The sequence below is a fragment of the Burkholderia sp. BCC1047 genome (genome assembly GCF_902833155.1).
GTDB lineage: Bacteria > Pseudomonadota > Gammaproteobacteria > Burkholderiales > Burkholderiaceae > Burkholderia > Burkholderia sola.
In genome coordinates this window covers 25825-47305 of record NZ_CADFEH010000049.1, presented here as the reverse complement: position 1 = coordinate 47305, position 21481 = coordinate 25825, and the positions used below count along the sequence as shown (strand labels likewise).

17 protein-coding genes, 1 pseudogene and 2 riboswitches are annotated in these 21481 nt (G+C 66.4%); of the genes and pseudogenes, 6 read left to right on the top strand and 12 right to left on the bottom strand.

The window, feature by feature from the left end:
- Positions 1 to 122 precede the first annotated feature (122 nt).
- Together HWX55_RS33100 and HWX55_RS33095 are read right to left on the bottom strand one after the other, a co-directional pair.
- The gene (locus tag HWX55_RS33100; protein ID WP_347879641.1) at positions 123 to 335 is read right to left on the bottom strand and encodes a hypothetical protein; all 213 of its coding nucleotides are present in this window, start codon (positions 333 to 335) and stop codon (positions 123 to 125) included.
- A gap of 126 nt (positions 336 to 461) precedes the next feature.
- Entirely contained in the window at positions 462 to 1460 is a 999-nt protein-coding gene (locus HWX55_RS33095; protein ID WP_175978762.1) for a helix-turn-helix domain-containing protein, read from the bottom strand.
- A 128-nt stretch (positions 1461 to 1588) separates the two neighbouring features.
- Here HWX55_RS33095 and HWX55_RS33090 point away from each other — a divergent pair, with 128 nt between their 5' ends.
- The 3 genes from HWX55_RS33090 (at position 1589) to HWX55_RS33080 (ending at position 3121) form a co-directional block, all read left to right on the top strand.
- Positions 1589 to 1741 carry a hypothetical protein gene (locus HWX55_RS33090; RefSeq protein WP_175978761.1) on the top strand — a complete coding sequence of 51 codons (153 nt, stop codon included), beginning with the start codon at positions 1589 to 1591 and terminating at the stop codon, positions 1739 to 1741.
- Positions 1738 to 2361, top strand: coding sequence for an HD domain-containing protein (locus HWX55_RS33085; RefSeq protein ID WP_175978760.1), 624 nt, complete (start codon positions 1738 to 1740; stop codon positions 2359 to 2361). The genes HWX55_RS33090 and HWX55_RS33085 overlap by 4 nt, the downstream gene beginning before the upstream one ends.
- Positions 2362 to 2512: 151 nt before the next feature.
- The gene (locus tag HWX55_RS33080; protein ID WP_175978759.1) at positions 2513 to 3121 is read left to right on the top strand and encodes a carbonic anhydrase; all 609 of its coding nucleotides are present in this window, start codon (positions 2513 to 2515) and stop codon (positions 3119 to 3121) included.
- A gap of 25 nt (positions 3122 to 3146) precedes the next feature.
- On the opposite strand, the gene HWX55_RS33075 is transcribed toward HWX55_RS33080, so the two are convergent.
- From HWX55_RS33075 to HWX55_RS33045, 7 genes are all read right to left on the bottom strand, one after another.
- The gene (locus tag HWX55_RS33075) at positions 3147 to 3884 is read right to left on the bottom strand and encodes a transporter substrate-binding domain-containing protein (protein ID WP_175978758.1); all 738 of its coding nucleotides are present in this window, start codon (positions 3882 to 3884) and stop codon (positions 3147 to 3149) included.
- Between the two features lie 219 nt (positions 3885 to 4103).
- On the bottom strand, positions 4104 to 5015 hold the full coding sequence (locus tag HWX55_RS33070) for an ABC transporter ATP-binding protein (RefSeq protein ID WP_175978757.1): 912 nt from the start codon (positions 5013 to 5015) through the stop codon (positions 4104 to 4106).
- A gap of 45 nt (positions 5016 to 5060) precedes the next feature.
- Positions 5061 to 6035: an ABC transporter permease gene (locus HWX55_RS33065; protein ID WP_050015417.1), complete on the bottom strand. Its 975-nt coding sequence runs from the start codon at positions 6033 to 6035 to the stop codon at positions 5061 to 5063.
- Positions 6036 to 6099: 64 nt separating this feature from the next.
- A complete protein-coding gene (atzF, locus tag HWX55_RS33060) occupies positions 6100 to 7974 on the bottom strand; it encodes an allophanate hydrolase (RefSeq protein ID WP_175978756.1) in 1875 nt (624 codons plus the stop codon).
- Positions 7971 to 11585 (bottom strand): urea carboxylase, encoded by a 3615-nt coding sequence (uca, locus tag HWX55_RS33055; protein WP_175978755.1) that lies wholly within the window; start codon positions 11583 to 11585, stop codon positions 7971 to 7973. The genes atzF and uca overlap by 4 nt, the downstream gene beginning before the upstream one ends.
- Positions 11586 to 11784: 199 nt before the next feature.
- Entirely contained in the window at positions 11785 to 12441 is a 657-nt protein-coding gene (locus HWX55_RS33050; RefSeq protein ID WP_175978754.1) for an urea amidolyase associated protein UAAP2, read from the bottom strand.
- Positions 12442 to 12452: 11 nt separating this feature from the next.
- Entirely contained in the window at positions 12453 to 13208 is a 756-nt protein-coding gene (locus HWX55_RS33045) for an urea amidolyase associated protein UAAP1 (RefSeq protein ID WP_175978753.1), read from the bottom strand.
- Positions 13209 to 13265: 57 nt separating this feature from the next.
- Positions 13266 to 13397, bottom strand: a riboswitch (guanidine-I (ykkC/yxkD leader).
- 432 nt (positions 13398 to 13829) lie between these two features.
- Positions 13830 to 13951, top strand: a riboswitch (guanidine-I (ykkC/yxkD leader).
- Positions 13952 to 14091: 140 nt separating this feature from the next.
- On the opposite strand from HWX55_RS33045, the gene HWX55_RS33040 reads away from it, so the two are divergent.
- Positions 14092 to 15114, top strand: coding sequence for an ABC transporter substrate-binding protein (locus HWX55_RS33040; RefSeq protein ID WP_175978752.1), 1023 nt, complete (start codon positions 14092 to 14094; stop codon positions 15112 to 15114).
- A gap of 294 nt (positions 15115 to 15408) precedes the next feature.
- On the opposite strand, the gene HWX55_RS33035 is transcribed toward HWX55_RS33040, so the two are convergent.
- The gene (locus HWX55_RS33035; RefSeq protein ID WP_175978751.1) at positions 15409 to 16011 is read right to left on the bottom strand and encodes a TetR/AcrR family transcriptional regulator; all 603 of its coding nucleotides are present in this window, start codon (positions 16009 to 16011) and stop codon (positions 15409 to 15411) included.
- A gap of 77 nt (positions 16012 to 16088) precedes the next feature.
- Between HWX55_RS33035 and HWX55_RS33030 the strand changes: the two genes are divergently transcribed.
- On the top strand, positions 16089 to 16889 hold the full coding sequence (locus HWX55_RS33030) for an SDR family NAD(P)-dependent oxidoreductase (RefSeq protein ID WP_175978750.1): 801 nt from the start codon (positions 16089 to 16091) through the stop codon (positions 16887 to 16889).
- Positions 16890 to 17089: 200 nt separating this feature from the next.
- Here the strand turns inward: HWX55_RS33030 and HWX55_RS33025 are convergent.
- A pseudogene (locus HWX55_RS33025) lies at positions 17090 to 18214 on the bottom strand (sensor histidine kinase).
- A 284-nt stretch (positions 18215 to 18498) separates the two neighbouring features.
- Here HWX55_RS33025 and HWX55_RS33020 point away from each other — a divergent pair.
- On the top strand, positions 18499 to 19605 hold the full coding sequence (locus HWX55_RS33020; RefSeq protein WP_175978749.1) for an alpha/beta fold hydrolase: 1107 nt from the start codon (positions 18499 to 18501) through the stop codon (positions 19603 to 19605).
- Positions 19606 to 19638: 33 nt separating this feature from the next.
- Here HWX55_RS33020 and HWX55_RS33015 read toward each other — a convergent pair whose 3' ends face one another.
- Positions 19639 to 21408: a histidine kinase gene (locus tag HWX55_RS33015; protein WP_175978748.1), complete on the bottom strand. Its 1770-nt coding sequence runs from the start codon at positions 21406 to 21408 to the stop codon at positions 19639 to 19641.
- Positions 21409 to 21481 lie beyond the last annotated feature (73 nt).

Below are 21481 nucleotides of genomic sequence, written 5' to 3'. Positions count from 1 at the left end.
AGCTATCGTTTCAGAAACAGCACGACACAGCCAAAAAAGGAGAGAAAGAAGACCCAGATACCCACCGAATAACCCGCAAAGCTGGTCCAAGGGGTGGGTCAGAATTCAATGCAAATCGTGGGTCAGGATTCCATGCAAATCAACAACGCGAGATACACCAGCTCGCGATCGTACTTCATTTGCCGTTTTTTCCCGATGAATTCCGCAAACCACCAGGTTCGATGAACGTGATGCAAGAGCGGCTTCGTGTGGGCCGATTCAACGAGCGCAGCCGCCTTGCGAGCAAGCGCCGAGTCCGGTGCAGTCATGCCTCCGACGGTGACGGGATGGTTCATACGTGTTCCTCGAATGTCCTGTCCCGGGAAGATAGTGCGGCCAATGTCCGTCGGCAATGACAAACGCCCCTCGTTTACGGACGACGTTCCAGCGCCGGCCTGCAGGCACCGGTTGCCTGATACGCGTCATGCCTTCGACGGCCCGAAGCGGCGGCGATAGTCCTGCGGCGACACGCCGTACACCTTCACGAATGCCCGGCGCATACGTTCGTCATCACCAAATCCCGTCCGATGCGCGATGACCTGAATGGACGCGTGCGCCGACTCGAGCAGACGTCGGGCCGCTTCTATACGCAGCCGCTCGACGGCTCTTGCCGGGCTTTCCCCGGTTTCGCGAAGATAGACGCGGGCAAAATTACGCGGACTCATGCGAGCCGCGTCCGCCAGTGCGGGAATGGTCAGGTCCGCGTCGAGATGCGTTCGAATCCAGTCGTGCAGGTCCTCGAACCGGCCGCGCGCGTCGCGCATCTGCTGGCGCAGCTCGATACTGAACTGGGACTGACCGCCAGGCCGCTTGAGAAAAAGCACCATGCCGCGAGCGACATTCAGCGCCGCCAGATGGCCCAGGTCGTCCTCGATCATGGCGAGCGCCATGTCGATTCCGGCGGACACGCCGGCGGACGTCCAGATATGGTCGGACGTGACGAAAATCGCATCGGATTTCACGTTGACGGCCGGATGCTGCTGCGCCAGCCGCGCGCAGGCTCCCCAGTGCGTCGTCACGTCCCGGCGATCGAGGATGCCGAGCTGCGCGAGGATGAACGCACCCGTGCAAACCGAACCGAGCCGACGCGGCCAGCCCAGATAGGTCACCAGCCGCGCGCGGAGCGATGCGGTGACGGCGGCGGGCATGATCAGGTCGCCGCCGGCGACGAGCAGCGTGTCGACGGACGCCATCACCGTGTCGTCGAGGCGTACCGTTTCAAGCTTCACGCCGGTGTCCGTGGGCACCGCTCCCCCTGCCTCGGAGGTCAGGACGACCTGATACGCGGGGCGGCCGTCTTCAAGACAGGCATCGCTGAAGGCTTGCAGCGGACCTGATATGTCCATGAGCTTGGCGCCGTCATAAGCGACGATGACGACCTTGCGACACGCTTGCCCAATCGGATTGCCGGTTTTATGCATGTGCTGACGTATCGAAGTGCGAGATCCCGATCCGGCCAGGCTCGCTCGCGCGCACCGTGACGAGACTGGCCCATCGCGACAAGGTATGGACTGCAAGACAAACTACAGGCGTCCTGCATGGGAACGCAATGACAACCACCCCTCTTTTTCTGCCAATGGTCGGCGTGGCGGATTCGCGTGCCGGCAGAAAACGAGGTGTGAATGGCATCGTCCAGAACGATCTGCAATCCTATACTGATCCGGTCAATTTCATTGCTTACATCGACAGGACATTATCGTGATCTCGGATATCGTGGTGCCGGACAGCAGCCTCGTTCGTTCGGCCGAAGCGCTTGCACGTTCCGTCTCCAGCGAGACGCTCTTCAACCATGTGATGCGGTGCTACTGGTTCGGAGAACTGTTCGCGCAGCAGGAGGGGACGAAGGTGGACAGCGAGCTGATGTTCATGTCGGCCGTGTTGCACGATCTGGGTCTGACCGACCACGCGCCCGGCCCGCATCGCTTCGAGATCGAAGGCGCGACGGCGGCGCGAAGGTTCCTTGTCGAGCGCGGACTCTCGGAGGAGCGAGCACAGCAGGTTTGGGACAACATCGCGCTTCATACCTGGGACATGAATCAGTTCAGGGGCGATACCAGTCGCCTGATGCAACTGGGGCTCGCGTATGACGTTTCCGGTGTGGCGGACGCGCATCTCGACCCCGAGGACGTCGCCGAAGTGCTACGACGCTACCCGCGGCGAAACTTCAAGCGTGCGTTCAACGACATGCTCAATCACGAGGTCGACTGCAAACAGCCGTACCCGCACTGGTTCCACATCTGTTCGAGAGTTGCGCACAACCGGTCGCCGCTCACGATCGTGGATGCGCCGGTGGTGCTGGATTGGGCGCCGTTCGACGAATGAGCAACTGCTTCGTACGATCGAGCACAGGCAGAAATCGAGGGCTCAATGTCATTTGAGCCACGAATCGACAAACCTATACTTCTCAGCACGCACCGTATCAAATCTTCGCCCGTTCAATCGCACCGGGCACACAGAGAGTGGAGCAAGGAAAATGAGTCAATACAGCGAATTCGAATTCAGGACACAGCCGTGGTTCGAGCCGGGCTGGTTCGATCGGTCGAACTTCCAGGGATTCAGTCATTTCATCCCGATGAAGACCATCGTGGTCCACTGCTTCGATCCGAGAGCATCCGAAATACCGCAGGCTGTCGCGGACTATTTCGGCGACGAGGTCTATCCGGGCGAGAACATCCTGGACGAAGCGGGCAACCGCATCGGTAACACGCGTACGTTGTTCGCCGTGTCGAACGCCGGGGGGCGCGCCCTTTCGGCCCTGCAATCGGTCGCGACGATGGACTACCTGTTCCAGGTTCAAAACGTCGTCGTGGTACATCATTCGTTTTGCGGCGCCACGGCTTTCTCACCGGAAGACCTTGTCGACGAATTCCACGATCATCACCACGCCGACATTTCGACGATGTTCGATCACGACAGCCTCGCCATTTCGAACTTCGAGGCGTCGATCAAACACGACGTGCAGTTGCTTCGTGCCAGCGCGGCCGTGCCGAAGCACGTCAAGCTCTATGGTTTCTTCTACGAGATCAATTCCGGAAAATTGACGGAAGTGGTGCGCGACGTTCCGGCCCAGGTCGCGCCCTAGACGAACGTACAGGACGCGTGGCGGCCTATCCTGCGTGCACGACGGCCGGATCGATCTCGCGCGCCGTCAGCCCGAACCTCGCCATGCGAGCGCGATGGTCCGGCGAGCCGAGATACGAGCGAAGTTGCCGATCAAACGCGTCGAGAAGACCGCGGTTTTCCCGGCTGAACGAAAACGCGCCGAGCGGCGGCGTCCGCTGTCTGCCGTCGACATCCGGCTCGTTCGCGACGGCCTCGATCATCGCGCTGCCTATCCGGCCCGCCACGATTCGATTCCCCAACGCGGTGCTCGCATAGGCGTCGATCACGCCGGAGAGCACGGCCGCGATCGCGTCGGCCTGCTGCTCGAAGACGACGATTTGCCGCCGGCTCACGCCCGACGCCATCGCGGAATCGTGCTGGACCTGTCCGGCAATGATGCCGAGGCGCGCATCGGGACGTTGGGCGATCGACGCATAACTCGTGAGCGCCTTCGGGTTGCCGGGCCGAACCAGAAAACCGTCTTCGATCCCCCACACCGGCGCGCTGAACGCGACGGTATCGGCCCGCTGCGGCGTCACGAAGAGCGGCACATTCATGTCCCAGTGACCTGATGCAACGCCGGGCAGCAATTCGCTGAACGTGGTCGCGCAATACTCGATCCGGGTGACGCCGATCTGCCGGAGGATCATCGCCGCGAGCTCGAGATCGGCGCCGGTAGCGGTGCCCTCCGCTTCGGTCCAGCCGAAGGGCGGTTCTTCGATGTACGCAATGCTCACCTTCATCGCTTTCTCTCGCAAGCCGAAGAATCGATCAGGAATTCATCAGCTTACCGTGGGAAGTCGAGGTCCACTAAGCGTGGACAAAATTAATCCGGGTGTAAGCCCCTTGACGACATCATTTTGGTGCAAGCGTCAGCGAAGTCGTCGACTTGAGCCCGAAAGATCCGGCACGAGACGTGGATCGACGCGTGACGGCATGAGCTGGCTCCACGCTATTCGACGCTATTCGACGTTATCCGCAACGTCCGTCATCCGGATCATGTGCGGCTTGATGCCGTCGTCTTCCGCCGTCGCGGCTTCCTTCGGATGAATCAGCGCTTCGAGCCGCGCCTTCGTCGCGATGAACGCGGGCGTATTGACCTGCGAATAATCGCGCGGCCGCGGCACCGGCACCTCGATCAGCTCCTGCACCCCGCCCGGATTCGCCTTCAGCACCAGAATCCGGTCAGCCAGAAAAATCGCCTCGTCGAGGTCGTGCGTGATGAACAGGATCGTCACGTCGATGTTGCGCCAGATGTCGAGCAGGTGCGTCTGCATCCTCGCACGCGTCTGGGCGTCCAGCGCGCCGAACGGTTCGTCCATCAGCAGGATGCGCGGACGGTTCGCGAGCGCGCGCGCAATCGCCACGCGCTGCTTCATGCCGCCCGACAGCTGGTGCGGATACACGTCGGCGAAACGCGTCAGCCCGACGAGATCGAGCCACTGCAGCGCCTCGCGCTCGGCCACGCCGCTGCTGCTGCCGTTCATTCGCAGACCGAACATCACGTTCTTCTTCACCGTGAGCCACGGAAACAGCGTGTATCCCTGGAACACCATCCCGCGATCGGCGCCCGGCCCGTCCACGGGCTTGCCGTCCAGCAGCACCTCGCCGCTCGTCTGCGCGTCGAGCCCGGCGAGGATACGGATCAACGTCGACTTGCCGCAACCGGACGGGCCGATCACGCACACGAACTCGCGCCGGTGCGTACGGAAACTGATGTCGTCGAGCGCGACGCACTCGCCCTGCGGCGTCGCGAAACGCTTGCCGACGTGTCGTACGTCGAGTATCACGTCGCGGGCCTTCAGCCGCACGAAGCGCTCGCGCACCGCGTCGGATTGGATCAGGTAATCGGGAACGGCTTGCGGATTCTGCATGATGCCCTCTGCGAAAATCGGTCGATGGGGACGAGCGGGCGGCGCTCACGCTTTCAGCGTGCGGTCCCACGGAAAGAGCCGGCGGCCGAGCAACCCGAGCACGATGTCGGTGCCGAGGCCGATGATCCCGATCATCAGGATCGCCGCATACACGTTGTCGAAATGCTGGTAGCGCGCCTGCTGGCTGATGTACCACGTGATGCCCGAACTCGTGCCGACCAGCTCGGCGACGATCAGGTAAGTCCACGCCCAGCCGAGCAGGATCCGCTGATCGCGATACAGGTCCGGCAGCACGCCCGGAATCACGACGTGCGTGAGCAGCTTCAGCTTCTTCGTGCCGAGCGTCATCGCGGCCTCGAACAGCCCGTATTCGAGCTTGCGCGTGGTGTTCGCGACGATCAGCACCTGCTGGAACAGCGTACCGATCACGATGATCGCGATCTTCGGCGCGTCGTAGATGCCGAGAATCGCGACCATCAGCGCGCCGAACGCGGGCGCCGGCAGGTAGCGGAAGAACTCCAGGAACGGCTCCTGCAGCCGCGCGAGCGCACTGAAGGTGCCGCAGACGATGCCGAGCGGCACGCCGATCGCGGACGAAATCACGAAGCCCCAGAAGATGATGCGGATGCTGTGCCACAGGCTCTCGTGCAGCCACACGCCGTCGCGCGACGCGGGCGGCGTCGTGAACGCCGTGTAGAACGCGCGCAATACCTGGTGCGGCGCCGGCAGGTAGACCGGATTCGCGCGCACGCCCTCGGGCACAGCCGCGTGCGTCGCACGCGCATGCGCGAGTTCGTCGTCGAACACGTCGCGGTCGATCTGCATGCCGGTCTGGAAATAGTCGACGCTGCCCGGATTCGTGATGCGCATCTGCGGATGCCAGACGAACGGGACATAGCTGATCAGGCACCAGACGGCGAACGGCAGCAGGAAGGACGCGAGCCCGAGCGTCCATTTGCCGCGCGTCGTCAGCTCGCGGCGCACCGCGAGCCAGCCGGTCGTGTTGCGGGTCGTTGTCATCGGAATCTCCATCTCGTTTCGGGTGCCGGTCGCGCGGATGCCGCGGCATCGCGCGACCGGGCGTTCATTGCGGTGCGCCGCGGGCCGCCTGCGCGCGGTAAGCGCGCCAGCCGCCGAAGCGCGTGATGTCCTGCGCATCGTCGAGCGCCGCGCTCTCGCACAGGAAGCCCTGCACGCGCGCACCGTCGGCGAGTGTCAGCGTGCCGATGCCGAGCGGCGCCGCGATACCGGCGACGAAACTGCCGTACGCGTCGACCGGCATCTCCCAGACCTCGACCGCGATCGGCGCACCGCCGTCCGGCACGCGCACGAGGCCCGGTTTGGCGACGCCGCCGCTTGCGTCGGCGGACAGCGCATACAGGCGATAGGCCGGCGCGGTCGTGGTCGCGGCGACGAAGCGCGCGCCACGCTGCGTGAGCTGCCCGTTCAACGGTTCACCGCGCAGATGGGCGCCGACGACGGCCACCCGCACGACACCCGCGGCTGCGACACGCGCCGACGTCGCGGCCGCGGATGGCCGAACGTCGTCGTCGACGGCGGCAACGCCATCGCCCCACGCGTGCGCGAGATCGAGCAGCCGCGCATCGTCATGCGCGCGGCCGACGAACGTGATCCCGAACGGCAAGCCCGCATGCGGCCCGGTCGCGCACGTGCCCGCCGGCACCGCGATCGCCGACAGATCGAGCAGGTTCACGAAGTTCGTGTAGTAGCCGAAGCGCGAATTGATCGCGATCGGATCGGCTTCGAGCGCGTCGACGGTCGCGGTCGTCGCCGAGGTCGGCATCACGATCGCGTCGAGGCCGTCCCACGCGCGGGCCGCATCGACGCGCAGCGCCGCGAGCCGGTCGAAGGCGGCGAACGCATCGGCGGCGCTGAAGCGCGCCGCGCCGCCAATGATTTCGCGGATCACCGGATGCAGCGCGTCGGGCTCGCGCGCGGCGAACGCGCCGATCGCGGCGAGCCGCTCGGCGACCCACGGGCCGTCGTACAGCAGCCGCGCGGCGGCCAGGAACGGTGCGAAGTCGATCTCGACGATCCGCGCGCCGGTCGCGCGCAGCCGGTCGAGCGCCGCGCCCCATGCCGCGCGATACGATGCGTCGCCGAAGAATTCGAGCTGATCGGCGCGCGGCGTGCCGAACCGCAATTGCGCGAGCGGCCGCGCCGGGTCCGCGCGCAATCCGTCCGCGCCCAACAGCGGCTGCCATGGGCGCCCGTACGGGTCGCCTTCCGTCACGCCGTGCGCGGCGGCGAACACGGTGCGCGCATCGTCCGCCGAACGCGCGAACACCGACACGCAATCGAGCGACCGACAGGCCGGCACCACGCCGAGCGTGCTCAGCACGCCCCGGGTCGGCTTGAGCCCGACGAGCCCGTGGAAGGCTGCCGGCACGCGCCCGGAGCCGGCCGTGTCGGTGCCGAGCGAAAACGTCGCGACGCCGAGCGCGACCGCCACCGCCGACCCGGAACTCGACCCGCCCGACGCATAGCGCGGATCGAGCGCATTGCGGCACGCGCCGTAAGGCGAGCGCTGCCCGGAGAGCCCGGTCGCGAACTGGTCGAGATTGGTCTTGCCGACGGGAATCGCGCCGGCCGCGATCAATCGCTCGACCACCGGCGCGCTGCGTGCCGGCGTGTACGCATAGGCCGGGCAACCGGCTGTCGTCGATATGCCGGCGAGGTCGATGTTGTCCTTGATCGCGAACGGCACGCCGTACAACGGCAACGACGCGATGTCGCGTCCGGCCAGCGCGTCGGCATACGGCGTCATCTCGTCGCGCGTCAGCGGCCGGATCCACGCATGGTGCGGGTCGCCCGCGTCGAAGTGCGCGGCGATCGCGTCGACGAGCGCATGCGGCGTCAGGCCGCCCGCCGCGTAGCGCGCGCGCAGCGCAGCAATCGAGTGCAGCCCCGGCAGAACCGGGCGTTGAGTCGTGCTCATGCGACCTCCTCGGCGGCGCCCGCCTTCATCACCATCAGCCGCTGGCCGGCCACCACTGCCGCGCCAGGTGCGCAATCGATCGTCTCGATCGTGCCGTCTTCCGTTGCCGTCACCGCCACCTCCATCTTCATCGACTCGACGATCGCGACGACCTGCCCTTCGGTCACGCGCTCGCCGGCTTCCACCAGCACTTTCCACACGCTGCCCGATACGTCCGCGGCGATCGCGCGCTGCGTGTCGTCGAGCGCGCCCGTTACGCGGTCCGCTTGCGCGTCGTCCGGCTCCCCGTCGCCGACGTATTCCGCGTGGCCGGCCGCGCGCCACCGCTCGCGCTCCGCGTCGAACGCGGCCTGCTGCGTCGCCTTGAACGCGGCGATCGAATCCGCCTCATCGCGCAGGAAGCGGTTGTATTCGCGCAGATCGAACACCGATTCCTCGATCTTCAGCGTCGCGCGGCCCGCGATGAAATCCGCGCGCAGCGCAGTCAACTCGGCCTCGCTGACTTCGTAGAAGCGGATCTCGTCGAAGAAGCGCAGCAGCCACGGCTTGCCGGACTCGAATTCACGCGTGGTGCGGTGGCGATTCCACATCTGCACGGTACGGCCGACGAACTGATAGCCGCCCGGCCCTTCCATCCCGTACACGCACAGATACGCGCCGCCGATGCCGACCGCGTTCTCCGGCGTCCAGGTGCGTGCGGGGTTGTACTTCGTCGTCACGAGCCGGTGCCGCGGATCGAGCGGCGTCGCGACGGGCGCACCGAGGTAGACGTCGCCGAGGCCCATCACCAGATAGCGTGCGTCGAATACGATGCGCTTCACGTCGTCGATGCTCGCCAGGCCGTTGATGCGCCGGATGAACTCGATATTGCTCGGACACCACGGCGCATCGGGCCGCACCGACTGCATGTAGCGCTCGATCGCGACGCGCGTCGACGGGTCGTCCCACGACAGCGGCAGATGCACGATGCGGTTCGGCACGCGCAGGTCGGCCACGTCGGCCAGTTCGCGCTCGGCGGCCTGCAGATGCGCGAGCAGCGCGTCCAGCGCCAGCGTTCGTGCGTCGAACTGCACCTGGAGCGAGCGGATGCCCGGCGTCAGGTCGAGCATGCCGGGCAGCCGGTGCGCGTCGAGCCAGCCCATCAGCGCGTGCACGCGAAAGCGCAGGTTCAGGTCGAGCACGAGCGGCCCGTATTCGACCAGCACGTTGCGGTCGCCCGAGCGCCGGTAGACGACGCCGATACCGCCGCCGGCCGACGGGTCGCGGTGCAGCACGCAATCGTCGGATGAGGCGGATGCAGCAGCAACAGCAGCAACGTCATCCGTCGCATCCATGATCGCCGCAGCGGGTTTCCCGGCCGACACGCCCGCCCGCATGAACTGCACGGTATCGCCCGGCCGCAACTGCCCGAGCTTCCACAGCTCGTCGCGCACGACCGTCACCGGACACACGAAGCCGCCGAGGCTCGGCCCGTCCGGGCCGAGAATCACCGGCATGTCGCCGGTGAAATCGACGGCGCCGATCGCATACGCGTTGTCGTGAATATTCGACGGATGCAGCCCCGCCTCGCCACCGTCCGCGCGCGCCCATTGCGGCTTCGGGCCGATCAGCCGCACGCCGGTGCGGCTGGAGTTGTAATGGACGGTCCACTGCGTGCCGTAGAGCATCGCGATGTCGTCCGGCGTGAAGAAATCCGGCGCGCCATGCGGACCGTCGAACACGCCGAGCATCCACGCATGCGTCAGCGCGGGAATATCGGCCGCGGCCAGCGTCGCACCGGCGTCGCCGCGCCCGGCGTCCGCGTGCAGATGCAGCACGTCGCCCTTGCGCAGCGCGCGGCCCGCATGGCCGCCGAACTGGCCGAGCGTGAAGGTCGCCTTGCTGCCGAGATAGTCGGGCACTTGCAGCCCGCCCTTGACGGCGAGACACGCGCGCACGCCCGCGCCCGTCACGCCGCCCAGCTTGAGCACCGCGCCCGCACGTGCGCGCACCACCTGCCAGAACGGCACCGCTTCGCCGTCGAGCGTGGCCGCGAGCGGCGCGCCGCCGAGCACGAACAGCGTCGCGGTATTGAAGCGCAGCGTCGCGCCGACCATCGTGAATTCCAGCCCGGCCGCGTCGTGCGCGTTGCCGAGCAGCGCGTTCGCGAGGTCGAACGCGCGATCGTCCATCGGCCCCGACGGCGGCACGCCGACGCTCCAGTAGCCGACCCGCCCCGGCGCCTGCTGCACGGTGGTCTGCACGCCGCCGTCGAGCACGTCGATCGTGTGCGGCGCGAACGCGAAGCGCGACAGGAACGCGGTCGTCGGCGCGCCGCGCGCGAACGTGTCGGAACCGACGACGGCGCGCAGGTAGTCGAGGTTGGTCTCGATCCCGTACAGCTCGGTCCGGTCGAGCGCGGCGCGCAGCGCGGCCAGCGCGTCGCGCCGCGTGTCGCCGCGCACGATCAGCTTCGCGAGCAGCGGATCGTAATGCGCGCTGATCTCCGTGCCTGCGTCGATCCAGCCGTCGACCCGCACGTCGTCGGGAAACGCGACGTGCGTGAGCAGCCCGGCGCTCGGCTGAAACTGCTTGTTCGGATCCTCCGCATAGAGCCGCACCTGAATGCTCGCGCCGCGCGGCGCGACGGCGAGCGTGTCGAGCGGCGGCAGGTCGCCTTCGGCCTGCAGGATCATCCATTCCACGAGATCGACACCCGTCACGGCCTCGGTCACGCAATGTTCGACCTGCAGCCGCGTGTTCACCTCGAGGAAATAGAACTGCCGCGTGCTCGCGTCGAACACGAATTCGACCGTGCCGGCCGATGCGTAGCCCACCGCGCGCGCGAGCCGTACCGCGCTCGCATGCAGCGCATCGCGCTCGGCGTCGGTCAGGTCGGGCGCGGGCGTTTCCTCGATCACCTTCTGGTTGCGGCGCTGCACCGAGCAATCGCGTTCGCCGAGCGCGATCGCACCGCCGCGGCCGTCGCCGAAGATCTGCACTTCGATGTGCCGCGCGTGTTCGACGAACTTCTCGAGATAGACGCCCGCATGCGCGAAGTTCGCGGCGCCGAGCCGCACGACGGATTCGAACGCCGCGCCGAGCTGCCCGGCATCGCGGCACAGCGACATGCCGATGCCCCCGCCGCCCGCGGTACTTTTCAGCATCACCGGATAGCCGATCGCGTCGGCCTCGGCGAGCGCTGTCGTTACATCGTCAAGCAATCCGGTGCCGGGCAGCAGCGCGACGCCGTGCGCCGCCGCGAGTTCGCGCGCGGTGTGCTTGAGACCGAACGCGCGCATGTGATCGCCGCGCGGCCCGATGAAGCGCAGGCCCGCCGCTTCGCAGGCATCGGCAAAGCCCGCGTGCTCGGACAGGAAGCCGTAGCCGGGGTGCACGGCCTGCGCGCCGGTCTCGCGTGCGGCGGCGAGGATCGCCGCGACGTTCAGATAGCTGTCGGCCGCCGGTGCGGGCCCGACACGCACGGCTTCGTCGGCGAGCGCCACGTAGCGCGCGTCGCGATCGGCATCCGAATAGATCGCGACCGATGCGATGCCGAGACGCTTCAGCGTGCGGATCACGCGGCACGCGATTTCGCCGCGGTTCGCGACGAGGACTTTGGCGAATCTCATGTTGCCTCCTGCCGGGCCGCCCCAAAGGGCGTAGCGGGGAATTCGCGGAGCATCGCTCCGCGCCCGCGCAGCCGGCCGGCTTTGCAAAGCCGGCCGTGGACGGCAACCGCCCCCTTGGGGGGCAGCGAACGTGTCGGCCCGGAGTAGCGCTTCAGCGCGTACTCCGGCCCCATGCAAAGCAAGTGAGCGTGGGGGCAGTTCATTGCGCCTCCCAGATCATGAGGCGCACGGGCGTCGGGTTGTAACCGTTGCACGGGTTATTGAGTTGCGGGCAGTTCGAGATCAGCACCGTGACGTCCATCTCCGCGCGCATCTCGACGTACTTGCCGGGCGCGGAGATGCCGTCCTCGAACGTGAGCCCGCCGAGCGGCGTGACGGGCACGTTCATGAAGAAGTTGACGTTGCCGACCAGGTCGCGCTTGGTCAGCCGCGCGCCGGCGCCGCACGTGCAGCGCGCGATCGCGTTGAGGAAGCTGTCGCGGCAGTTGTGCATGTAGCGCTTGTCGAGCGCATAACGCACCGTGTTGCTCTCGGCCGCGCACGCGCCGCCGAGCGTGTCGTGACGGCCGCACGTGTCGGCGACGATCGTCGCCATCGGGTTGCCGCGGCTCGACACGAGCACGCTGCCCGCGCTCAGGTACAGGTTGCGCTGCGCGCGGATCGTGTCCTGCGCGCTGTAGCGTTCCTCTGGATCGTCGGTGCTATAGAACAGCGTGTCGACGGCCTGGTTGCCTTCGAGGTCGAGAATGCGGAAGGTCTGCCCGCGCTTCAGGTCGTGCAGCCACGGGTCGCCCGCGTTCAGCGTGGTGTCGTGGATCGCGTCGCGCGGGTCGAGTCGGCTTTCGATGATCGGCATGGTCTCGCTCCTCATGCGAACAGACGGTCGGTGTTGGCGAAGCCGCGCGTGTTCTCCGCGCATGCGCGCCGGCACGGATCGTCGTCGGGCGCGGCGCCGTCGGCCGGATACGCGCGGTACGCGATCAGCTTCACGGCTTTCGGCGCGTAGTCCGGACGCGGATCGAGCGGATGCGGCGCGGTCGAGAACGCCGCGAGCGTATTCATCTCGAAGCGCAGGTCGAACGCGCTGCCGGCCGGCGAATGTCCGGCGACAAAATCGAGCGCGCCGTCGTCGCGCGTGTCCAGCTTGCTGAAGAAGTTGACGTTCGCGGCGAGGTCGCGCGCCGACAGACCGTATTTCGCGAGCTCGAGCACGAGGCTGTCGCGGCCGTTGCGGATCATCGCGTTGCGGTCGGCCTGATACGACGACGCGCCGTACTTGTGCGCGAACAACCGCGCATCGCCGACGCCGCCGAGCGGATCGTGCCAGCCGAGCGTGTCGGCCGTGATCGACGCGATCACGCGCCCCATGTCCGTATACAGCGCATGGCCGCGCGTGAGATGCGCGGTGTGCTGCGCCTTCAGCGTATCGGCCATGTTGTAGCGTTCGAGCAGGTCTTCCTGACGATGAAAGACGGCGGACAGGTTCGCGCCGCCGTCGATATCGACGATGCGCAGCGCGAGACCGCGGCGCAGGATGCCGGACCAGTGGGTTCCGGCGGGAATCAGCGTTTCCCACGCGACGTGTGGCGGCGGGGCAAGGACGGCTTGGGGGCTCGGCGACATGGCGGCTCCGGGGTCGGTTGGACAAAAGGCATGAGAGGGCGACCGAACGACATCGCGACCTCCCGGGCTTTTATCCCTCCGTGGAGCCTCGCCGTTTCCTCTCATCGAGGCGAAGGCAAGACCGGATTGCTCTCGGACCAGGCATCGCGCGGCGCATGCCGCACGACCGGAACCCTAGCGATCCTGAAGATGATGCAAATTGCTTCGCACCTCTCGGGTATCGAATAAGCGAGTTGCATGCCAGCCACTGCCTAATCACCGCACGACGCGGGCCGGCGGCGCGATTCCGCATGCCAAGCGAATGGCGGACGCATGAGCTTGCCCTCGCGGCGGGCGCGCGGCGCACCATGCGCACGCAACCGCGCACCGGTGCAGTGCGCGTCGCGTGCTCGCGCACCGTGCGATCCGCGATGGCATGGGCATTGCTGAACTCACGCACCGCCACCTCATACCCGCGCCTTCATGAACAAGCTCGACCTGCTCCGACGCGCGCTGCACGCGCTGTTCGCCGCCCGCTTCATCGAACTTCAGCGCACCATGCGTCGACGTTGAATCGCGTTGCCGCGCGCCGTTGGCACGCTTCTCGCTCGGCATGACGCCGAGAGGTGCGGCGGCGTCGCATCTTAGGGGTGCTAGGGTTCCGGTTCATCGAATGTCTGGTCCGAGAGCAGCCCGGCGCGGGTTCATCCGATCGCGAGACCGGATGCACGCGTGCTACACGGCGGGACAAAAGCCCGGGAGATTGGCGATGGCAACGGCCGTCGCGCCTCTCCGTGGCCGCCTCGTTCGTTCCGCATCCGCAGGAACCGGTCACGCAGCCGGAACGTGTGCTCACGCACGGTCCGTATCGACGATCCCGATCCCGGTCTCCTGGAGAACAACGATGACCCGTCCCGCCCCGGCGTTCCGCCGCCTGTCGTCCTTCCGTTTCATCCGTCATGCATTGGGTGCCGCCGCCGCGGCCGCCGCGCTATGGGCGGCGCCTGCCGCGCACGCTGCCGCACCGCTGAAGATTGGCTACAGCGACTGGCCCGGCTGGGTCGCGTTCCAGGTCGCGCTCGACAAGGGCTGGTTCAAGGAAGCCGGTGTCGACGTCGATTTCGAATGGTTCGATTATTCGGCGTCGCTCGACGCGTTTTCCGCAGGCAAGCTGGATGCGGTCGCGGCGACCAACGGCGATGCACTGGTGACGGGCGCATCCGGCGCGAAGAACGTGATGATCCTGCTGACCGACTATTCGGCCGGCAACGACATGATCGTCGCGAAGCCGCCGCTGCGCACCGTCGAGGCGCTGAAGGGCAAGAAGGTCGGCGTCGAGCTCGGCCTCGTCGACCACCTGCTGCTCGAAACCGCGCTGCAGAAGCATGGGCTCAAGGACAGCGACGTCACGCTCGTGAATGCGAAAACCAACGAGTTGCCGCAGGTGCTCGGTTCGTCGGCCGACATCGCGGCGGTGGCCGCATGGCAACCGAATGCGGGCGAGGCGTTGAAGCGCGCGCCGGGTGCACGCGCGATCTTTACGTCCGCGGATGCGCCGGGGCTGATCTACGATGCGATCACGGTCGCGCCCGCGAGCCTCGCCGCACGCCGGGCCGACTGGGCGAAGGTGGTCAAGGTCTGGTATCGCTGCGTCGCGTACATCAACGATCCGAAGACGCAGGCCGATGCGGTCAAGATCATGTCGGCGCGCGTCGGGCTCGCGCCGGCGCAATACCTTCCGCTGCTGAAGGGCACGCACCTGCTCGACGAAGCGGCCGCGAAGCGTGCGTTCCGCAAGGGAGACGGGCTCGATTCGATCTACGGCTCGACGCGCAATGCGAATGCGTTCAATGTGCGTAACGCGGTGTACAAGCAGTCGCAGGACGTCGACGCGTATATCGATTCGCGGTTCATCGACGCGCATTGACGGCAGCATGCCCGCCGGCGCGGCGATGTACCGCGTCGCGTCGGTGGGCAACGCGCGTCGGCCGCATGCTTCGTACAGGAGTGACCTTCCGCCATGTGCCCGGTTGAATGGCTGCGACGCTGATTGACCGTTGCGGCGAGATGCGAACGGTAGTTTACGAGCCGTTGCCGACTCGGAAAGAAGGCGGCGTCGATGACCGCTGCCGTTGCGGTCAGTCACGCTTTTGTGCGCGGACGGCTCAACCAACGCCATACCCGCCACTAGGCAATATTTGCAATGCCCTTTCGCAACACTTCAGCCCGCCAAGTCCTTGATCGGATTTCCGATAATCAGCACCCCAAAGAGCGCCTGTAGTTGTCGCTCCAGCTGATCCGGTTTTGCTTGCGCCAATGCAGCCATCTCGACGACCTGCCGCATGACTTGGAAGCCGGCAATGACCGCCAGAAACATCGCGGCCCGCTGCGAGGTGGCTTCGCCGGGCAGCAGCTCGCTTAACGGTCGGGCGAAGTGCGTTTCGAACTTCGTGCGCAGAATCGCGGTAGCCTGCCTGTTGTTGGCCGACCGCAGCATGATGAGAAACCCGTCCATCGAGGTGATGTCCGGTGCTGTCTTCGCAACGAGCGCGGCAGCGACATCGCGGCATAGTGTCGATACGTCGGGCGCGTTGGTCATCACTTCCCGAGTGAGGATGCCCGGAGCCGACAGTACCGCGTCGACTACCTCCTCGAACAATTGTTCCTTGGATCCGAAATAACGATTCACGAGCATCGCGGTGACGCCTGCCTTCTCAGCGATCTCGCGCACGCCGACATCGTAGCCCGACTGCGTAAATGCCTGTCGCGCGGCTGCGAGGATCGCCTCGCGCGTAGCCGCGCCTTTCTTGCCCAGTGCCTTCATTAATCAAACACCTGTAGATTTTTTGAACATAAAAGTATACGATTGTATACGTTTACAGTGGCCAAGGGGAAACACTCATGGATTTGAATCTGACGGGAAAGCGTGCGCTGGTGACGGGATCGACGGCCGGACTCGGTGAGGCGATTGCCAAGATGCTGGCGGCGGAAGGTGCAACGGTGGTCGTTCATGGCCGTAGCGGTGATCGCGCAGAGGCGGTCGCGGCAGCGATCACAGTGGCGGGCGGCCATGCCGAAGTCGCACTGGGCGATCTTGCGACCGATGCGGGCGCCAATGCCGTGGTTGCCCAGGCGACCGAAGGTGGAGCCATCGACATTCTGGTCAATAACGCCGGCTATTATCACCATCTGACCTGGAACACTGCCTTACCCGACAAGTGGATGGAGAGCTATGAGGTCAACGTCCTGTCCGCCGTGCGCATGATCCAGCGGCTGGTGCCAGCCATGCGCGAGCGTGGCTGGGGCCGCGTCATTCAGATCGGCGGTGGGCTCGCCGGTCAGCCGGTCCCCATGCAGCCTGACTACAACGCGTCGCTTGCCGCCAGGCACAACCTCGCTGTTTCGCTGGCCCGCGACCTCAAGGACTCCGGCGTGACCTCGAATATTGTGGCGCCGGGCGCGATTCTCGTGCCTGCCGTCAGGGAACTGCTCGAGCAGATCGCTCCGCAGCACGGATGGGGCCAAACGTGGGACGAGATTGAGCGCGGCTTCGTTCGCGACATGGTGCCCAACGACGTCGGCCGTCTTGGCCGTCCCGAAGAGATCGCGGCCGCGGTTGCTTATCTCGCAAGCCACTATGCCGATTACGTTAGCGGCGCTACGATCCGCGTAGATGGTGGCACGATCCGCTCTGCGTTCTGATCGGGCACACGCGGAGCGTGCGAACATGGCGGGCAATCCGAGGACTCGTGCGAGGCAAAGGGCCGCTCACGGGCGGAAATTCGTCGTTTGAATTTCCGAAGCAGCAACGAGGTGTATGACGGCGATTGGACGGTAGCGGCCTCTCGCCACACCGCCGACCGCAAGCCCGGCGAATCATTCCCCTGCCCGCGCTCCCCGCCTCATATGCCCCTCGGCAACCGCACCGCAAAAACGGTCTCCGTCTGATCCGACCGCGCATCAATCCGGCCGCGATGCGCCTTCGCGATTTCGTTGGCGATGAACAGCCCGAGCCCCAGACCGACATCGTCCCCCGTCCTTCGCGAACGATCATCCTCCCCGCGCTCGAGCGGATCGAAAATACGGTCGAGCGTGCGCGGATCGATCGCCGGCCCGCTGTTGCCGACCTCGACGACCACGTCGGCGCCGGCCGTCGCGGCCATCACCCGCACCGGTGTATCGCGCGCGCCGTACTTGACGGCATTGCTCACCAGATTGCTCAGCAACTGCTGCATGCGCTGGTCGTCCCACTCGCCCCGGAGATCCCCACGCATATCGACGGTGATTTCGCGATCCGGATGACCTGCCCGCAGCTCGTCCACCACATTGACAAGCACATGCGCGAGGTCGATAGGGCGGGGAACGACGTTGATGCCCAGCCCGAGCTGGGTTCGATTGAAATCGCAGAGATCATCGAGAAGGCCCTGCATGCGACCACCGCTTCTGATCAGCCGAGCGGCGGCCTCCGATACCTCCTCACCCGCATTGAGCGCGGCAAGATACGACGCCGTGAGCTGGATCGTCTGCAGCGGCGTGCGCATGTCGTGGCTCAGCATGCCGAGAAACAAGTTACGAGCCTGTTCGACCTGTTCGGTAAAAAACGAGACGGATTCCGCCAGCGCCTGATCGATCGCTTCGTTGAAGCGAATCATGTCGTCCATATCGGCCGGGCCCGGCTGACACGCGTCGATCCACAGGCGCAGCACGCTGGCACGCAGCGCCCGATACTCGGCCGCCAACTGGTTGATGTTGAAACCCCGCTGGGCGCGCAGAACGGCATGCGTCTGGGCGGCCGTCTCGCGGGCGTCCACCGGCTCGGGTGCGCGCCCCAGCGATTTTTCGTGTTGCGCTTCCCTCGTCTGCGGGGTCGCGATGTCCTAGGCGACGGCGGTCAGGATCTCGCGCGCGTGGTCGCGCAGCCCGTGCGAGCTCATGTTCCTCGCGGCCGGTAACAGCGTGGCAGCAAACGCTTCCCACTGCACCAGGATCGGTTCCATGTTCCGTACGATGAAATCGGAAAGACGCATGTCGCCCCTCACAACGGAATGAACGGTGGATGCTTCTGTCGAACCGCACGATATCACGCGAATCACGACGACGGCCAACGCGGGCTTCGATTCGCACGCCCGTCACGTCGGGCGGCCAGTATCGCCGATAATCGATCCGCGTCATTCCGGTTCCACAGGGCGCCACCTTTGGATTGCCGCGACACCGGCAGCACGAACCTTGCTTCGCGCCCGTTCGACTTCCATCCGACGGTGGGATCGGCCGCCTCTTCCTGTCACGGCCGGCCGCCGGCACGAGATTGCACATGCCCAGGAAAAAATCCAGCCTCTGGTTGCGACATCTTGAACTGTTTTCCGCGGCGGCCGGTGCACGTCCGAAGAAGCGCGCCAGCAAGCCGCGGCCGGCCGCCAAAAAAACCGCCACCAGGCTCGCTCAACGGCCCGCCAAGCCGACCGCCCCTGTCCGCGCCGCCAAACGGACGGGCGCCGCACGCGCGCCGTCGGCCCGGCCGCCCGGCACCTGGCTCCGCTCGTTTCATTCGGCCGGCCCGAGCGCCGGCCGGCTCGTGAACCATCTGGCGTACGCGCTGTATCTTCCCGCGGCACCCGTGACGACAGCGGGCATGCCGGCCGTCGTCATGCTGCACGGCTGCAAGCAGACCGCCGAATCGTTCGCCGCGGGCACACGCATCTGCCGTCTCGCGGAGCGGGCGGGATTCGCCGTGCTGTTTCCCGAGCAGGCCAAAACCGCCCATGCGCACCGTTGCTGGCACTGGCATGGCGACGCGACCCAGTCGGAAGCCGCGTCCGTCGCGTCGCTGGTCGACGCCATCGCCCAGCGCCACGGCTTCGATCGCGACCGGATCTACGTGGCCGGCCTATCCGCCGGCGCGGGGCTCGCCGCGGCGCTGGCGCTCCGGTATCCCGACCGCTTCGCGGCCATCGGCCTGCACTCCGGCCCGGCCATCGCGCCGCCGTCGTCGACGATGGCCGCGATGAGCCTGATGCGTCGCGGCCTCCGCGGCGATCCGCTCCACGCGCTCGACGCGTGCGCCGACGTCGCGTCGTATCCCGGCATGCCGGCCTTCGTGATCCATGGCCGGCTCGATACGGTCGTGACCGACCGGAACGCGACGCAGCTCGGCATCGCGTTCGCGCGGCTCAACCGGCTCGTCGACGAACACGGTGCGATCCGCGTCGGCGAGCAACGCAGCTACGCGCACGACGATGCGGACTACGTCGACTATCTGAAGGGTGGACGGCTGGTCGTCAGGGTATGCATCGTCCGCGGGCTGCCGCATGCATGGAGCGGCGGCGATCCGGGCGAGCCGTTCCATTCCGCCACCGGGCCGGACGCGACCGCGATGTTCTGGCATTTCTTTCGCCGTCAGCGCCGCAAGCGACTGGCGTGACGCGCGACGCTCGCGCCCGTCGCCATCGCATCGTCATGCCCGTTGCTCCAGCGCCGCCGCGTTCGCACGATCGCCGGCACGCCGAACCGGCAACCGTATCCGGAAGGTCGTGCCGCGTCCGGGCTCGCTGGTCACGTCGATGGTGCCGCGATGACGCTCGACGATGCCATGCGATACCGACAGCCCGAGCCCGGTGCCCTGCCCGACCGGCTTCGTGGTGAAGAACGGATCGAAGATCCGCCGCAGGACGTCGGGCGTCATGCCGGCGCCGGTGTCGCTGATCGCGATCGATACCTGATCGCCGTCGCTCGACGTGCGGATCGTGATCACGCCGCGCTCCGGAATCGCCTGCGCCGCGTTGACCAGCAGGTTCATGAAGACCTGGTTCAACTGCGACGGCAGGCATTCGACCTGCGGGACGTCGCCGTAATCGCGCAAGATGTCGGCCTTGTACTTGAGCTCGTTGTGGACGACGTTGAGCGTGCTCTCGAGGCCCGCATGCAGATCGACCACGCTCCATTCGTCGCTGGCCGGGCGCGAGAAATCGCGCAAATCCTGCACGATGCGCCGCACGCGCAGTGCGCCGTCGATCGATTCGTCGATCAGCATCGCGATCTCGTCGCGGACGTAGTCGAGATCCGCGGCACGGTGCACGGCCGCCAGCGCATCGCGGGTGGCCGGATCGAGCTGCGGCAGCGTGGCCTCGTGCGCCGCGACCACGTCGAGCAGGCTGCGCACCCACGTCTTCAACATATTGAGGTTCGCGCTGACGAAGCCGATCGGATTATTGATCTCGTGCGCGACGCCGGCCGCGAGCTGCCCGATCGACGCGAGCTTTTCCGACTGCAGCAATTGCTCGTGCGTTTCCTCGAGCGCATGCAGCAGGCGCCGCTGTTCGTCCTTCTCCTGTTCGAGCAGCGCGTGCGCGGCCTTGCGTTCGTCGATCTCGGTCGCCATGTTCTCGCGCGTGCGTTGCAGCATCTGCGTCGTCTGCTCGTAGCGATGCAGCGCGCGTTCGAGTTCGCCGGTTCGCAACCGCACGAGCCGTTCGAGCGTGTCGGTCATCCCGCGCAGGAACGTTGTGCGCGCATCGAAACGGCACACCAGCAGCGTGACGACCAGCGTCGCCATCGTGAACAACGCGACCGTCGTCGCGAGCCACGGCGCGTCGACGCCGTTCGCGGCGCCGCACCGCGCATCCGGCGCGAAATGCGCGGCCGCCATCGCCGTGTAGTGCATGCCGGTAATCGCGATGCCCATGATGACGGCCGCGCCGATGCGCTGCGCGGTCGCGTAGCGTGCCTGCTGCATGCGCAATGCCTGCGCGATCCATAGCGCGGCCGTCGACGCGATCACCGCAATGCCGATCGACGCGGCGAACAGCAACGCATCGTAGCGAATGCCGGGCTGCATGTGCATCGCGGCCATCCCGGTGTAGTGCATGCCGGCGATCCCGCCGCCCATCAGCACGCCGCCCGCGCACAGCCGCCGCCAGCCCAGCCGTGCGCGCGTGACGACGTTCAGCGCGAAATACGATACGAGCACCGCGATCGCGAGCGAGGCGCCGGTTTCCTGCCATGCGTAGCCGAGCGGCACCGGCAACGAAAACGCGAGCATGCCGACGAAATGCATCGACCAGATGCCGGTGCCCATCGCCGCCGCGCCGCCGCCCAGCCAGGCGCGCTTGAGCTTCGGATTGTCGAGCAGCGAAATGAACGCGGCGAGGTCGAGCGTCGTATAGGAGGCGAGCGTCGCGATCGCGAGCGACAGCAGGACGAGCGGAAGGTTGTAGATGCCATGCATGATCGGACGCCCGGAACGGGTTGATTGCATCGCCGCGGTGCGGGCGCTCGCGCGCACCGCGGCCATCAGGCCG

Coding starts and splice junctions, on each gene's coding strand:
- HWX55_RS33100 (WP_347879641.1), bottom strand. CDS start 335: ATGAACCATCCCGTCACCGTCGGAGGCATGACTGCACCGGACTCGGCG.
- HWX55_RS33095 (WP_175978762.1), bottom strand. CDS start 1,460: ATGCATAAAACCGGCAATCCGATTGGGCAAGCGTGTCGCAAGGTCGTC.
- HWX55_RS33090 (WP_175978761.1), top strand. CDS start 1,589: ATGACAACCACCCCTCTTTTTCTGCCAATGGTCGGCGTGGCGGATTCG.
- HWX55_RS33080 (WP_175978759.1), top strand. CDS start 2,513: ATGAGTCAATACAGCGAATTCGAATTCAGGACACAGCCGTGGTTCGAG.
- HWX55_RS33075 (WP_175978758.1), bottom strand. CDS start 3,884: ATGAAGGTGAGCATTGCGTACATCGAAGAACCGCCCTTCGGCTGGACC.
- HWX55_RS33070 (WP_175978757.1), bottom strand. CDS start 5,015: ATGCAGAATCCGCAAGCCGTTCCCGATTACCTGATCCAATCCGACGCG.
- HWX55_RS33065 (WP_050015417.1), bottom strand. CDS start 6,035: ATGACAACGACCCGCAACACGACCGGCTGGCTCGCGGTGCGCCGCGAG.
- atzF (WP_175978756.1), bottom strand. CDS start 7,974: ATGAGCACGACTCAACGCCCGGTTCTGCCGGGGCTGCACTCGATTGCT.
- uca (WP_175978755.1), bottom strand. CDS start 11,585: ATGAGATTCGCCAAAGTCCTCGTCGCGAACCGCGGCGAAATCGCGTGC.
- HWX55_RS33050 (WP_175978754.1), bottom strand. CDS start 12,441: ATGCCGATCATCGAAAGCCGACTCGACCCGCGCGACGCGATCCACGAC.
- HWX55_RS33045 (WP_175978753.1), bottom strand. CDS start 13,208: ATGTCGCCGAGCCCCCAAGCCGTCCTTGCCCCGCCGCCACACGTCGCG.
- HWX55_RS33040 (WP_175978752.1), top strand. CDS start 14,092: ATGACCCGTCCCGCCCCGGCGTTCCGCCGCCTGTCGTCCTTCCGTTTC.
- HWX55_RS33035 (WP_175978751.1), bottom strand. CDS start 16,011: ATGAAGGCACTGGGCAAGAAAGGCGCGGCTACGCGCGAGGCGATCCTC.
- HWX55_RS33030 (WP_175978750.1), top strand. CDS start 16,089: ATGGATTTGAATCTGACGGGAAAGCGTGCGCTGGTGACGGGATCGACG.
- HWX55_RS33020 (WP_175978749.1), top strand. CDS start 18,499: ATGCCCAGGAAAAAATCCAGCCTCTGGTTGCGACATCTTGAACTGTTT.
- HWX55_RS33015 (WP_175978748.1), bottom strand. CDS start 21,408: ATGCATGGCATCTACAACCTTCCGCTCGTCCTGCTGTCGCTCGCGATC.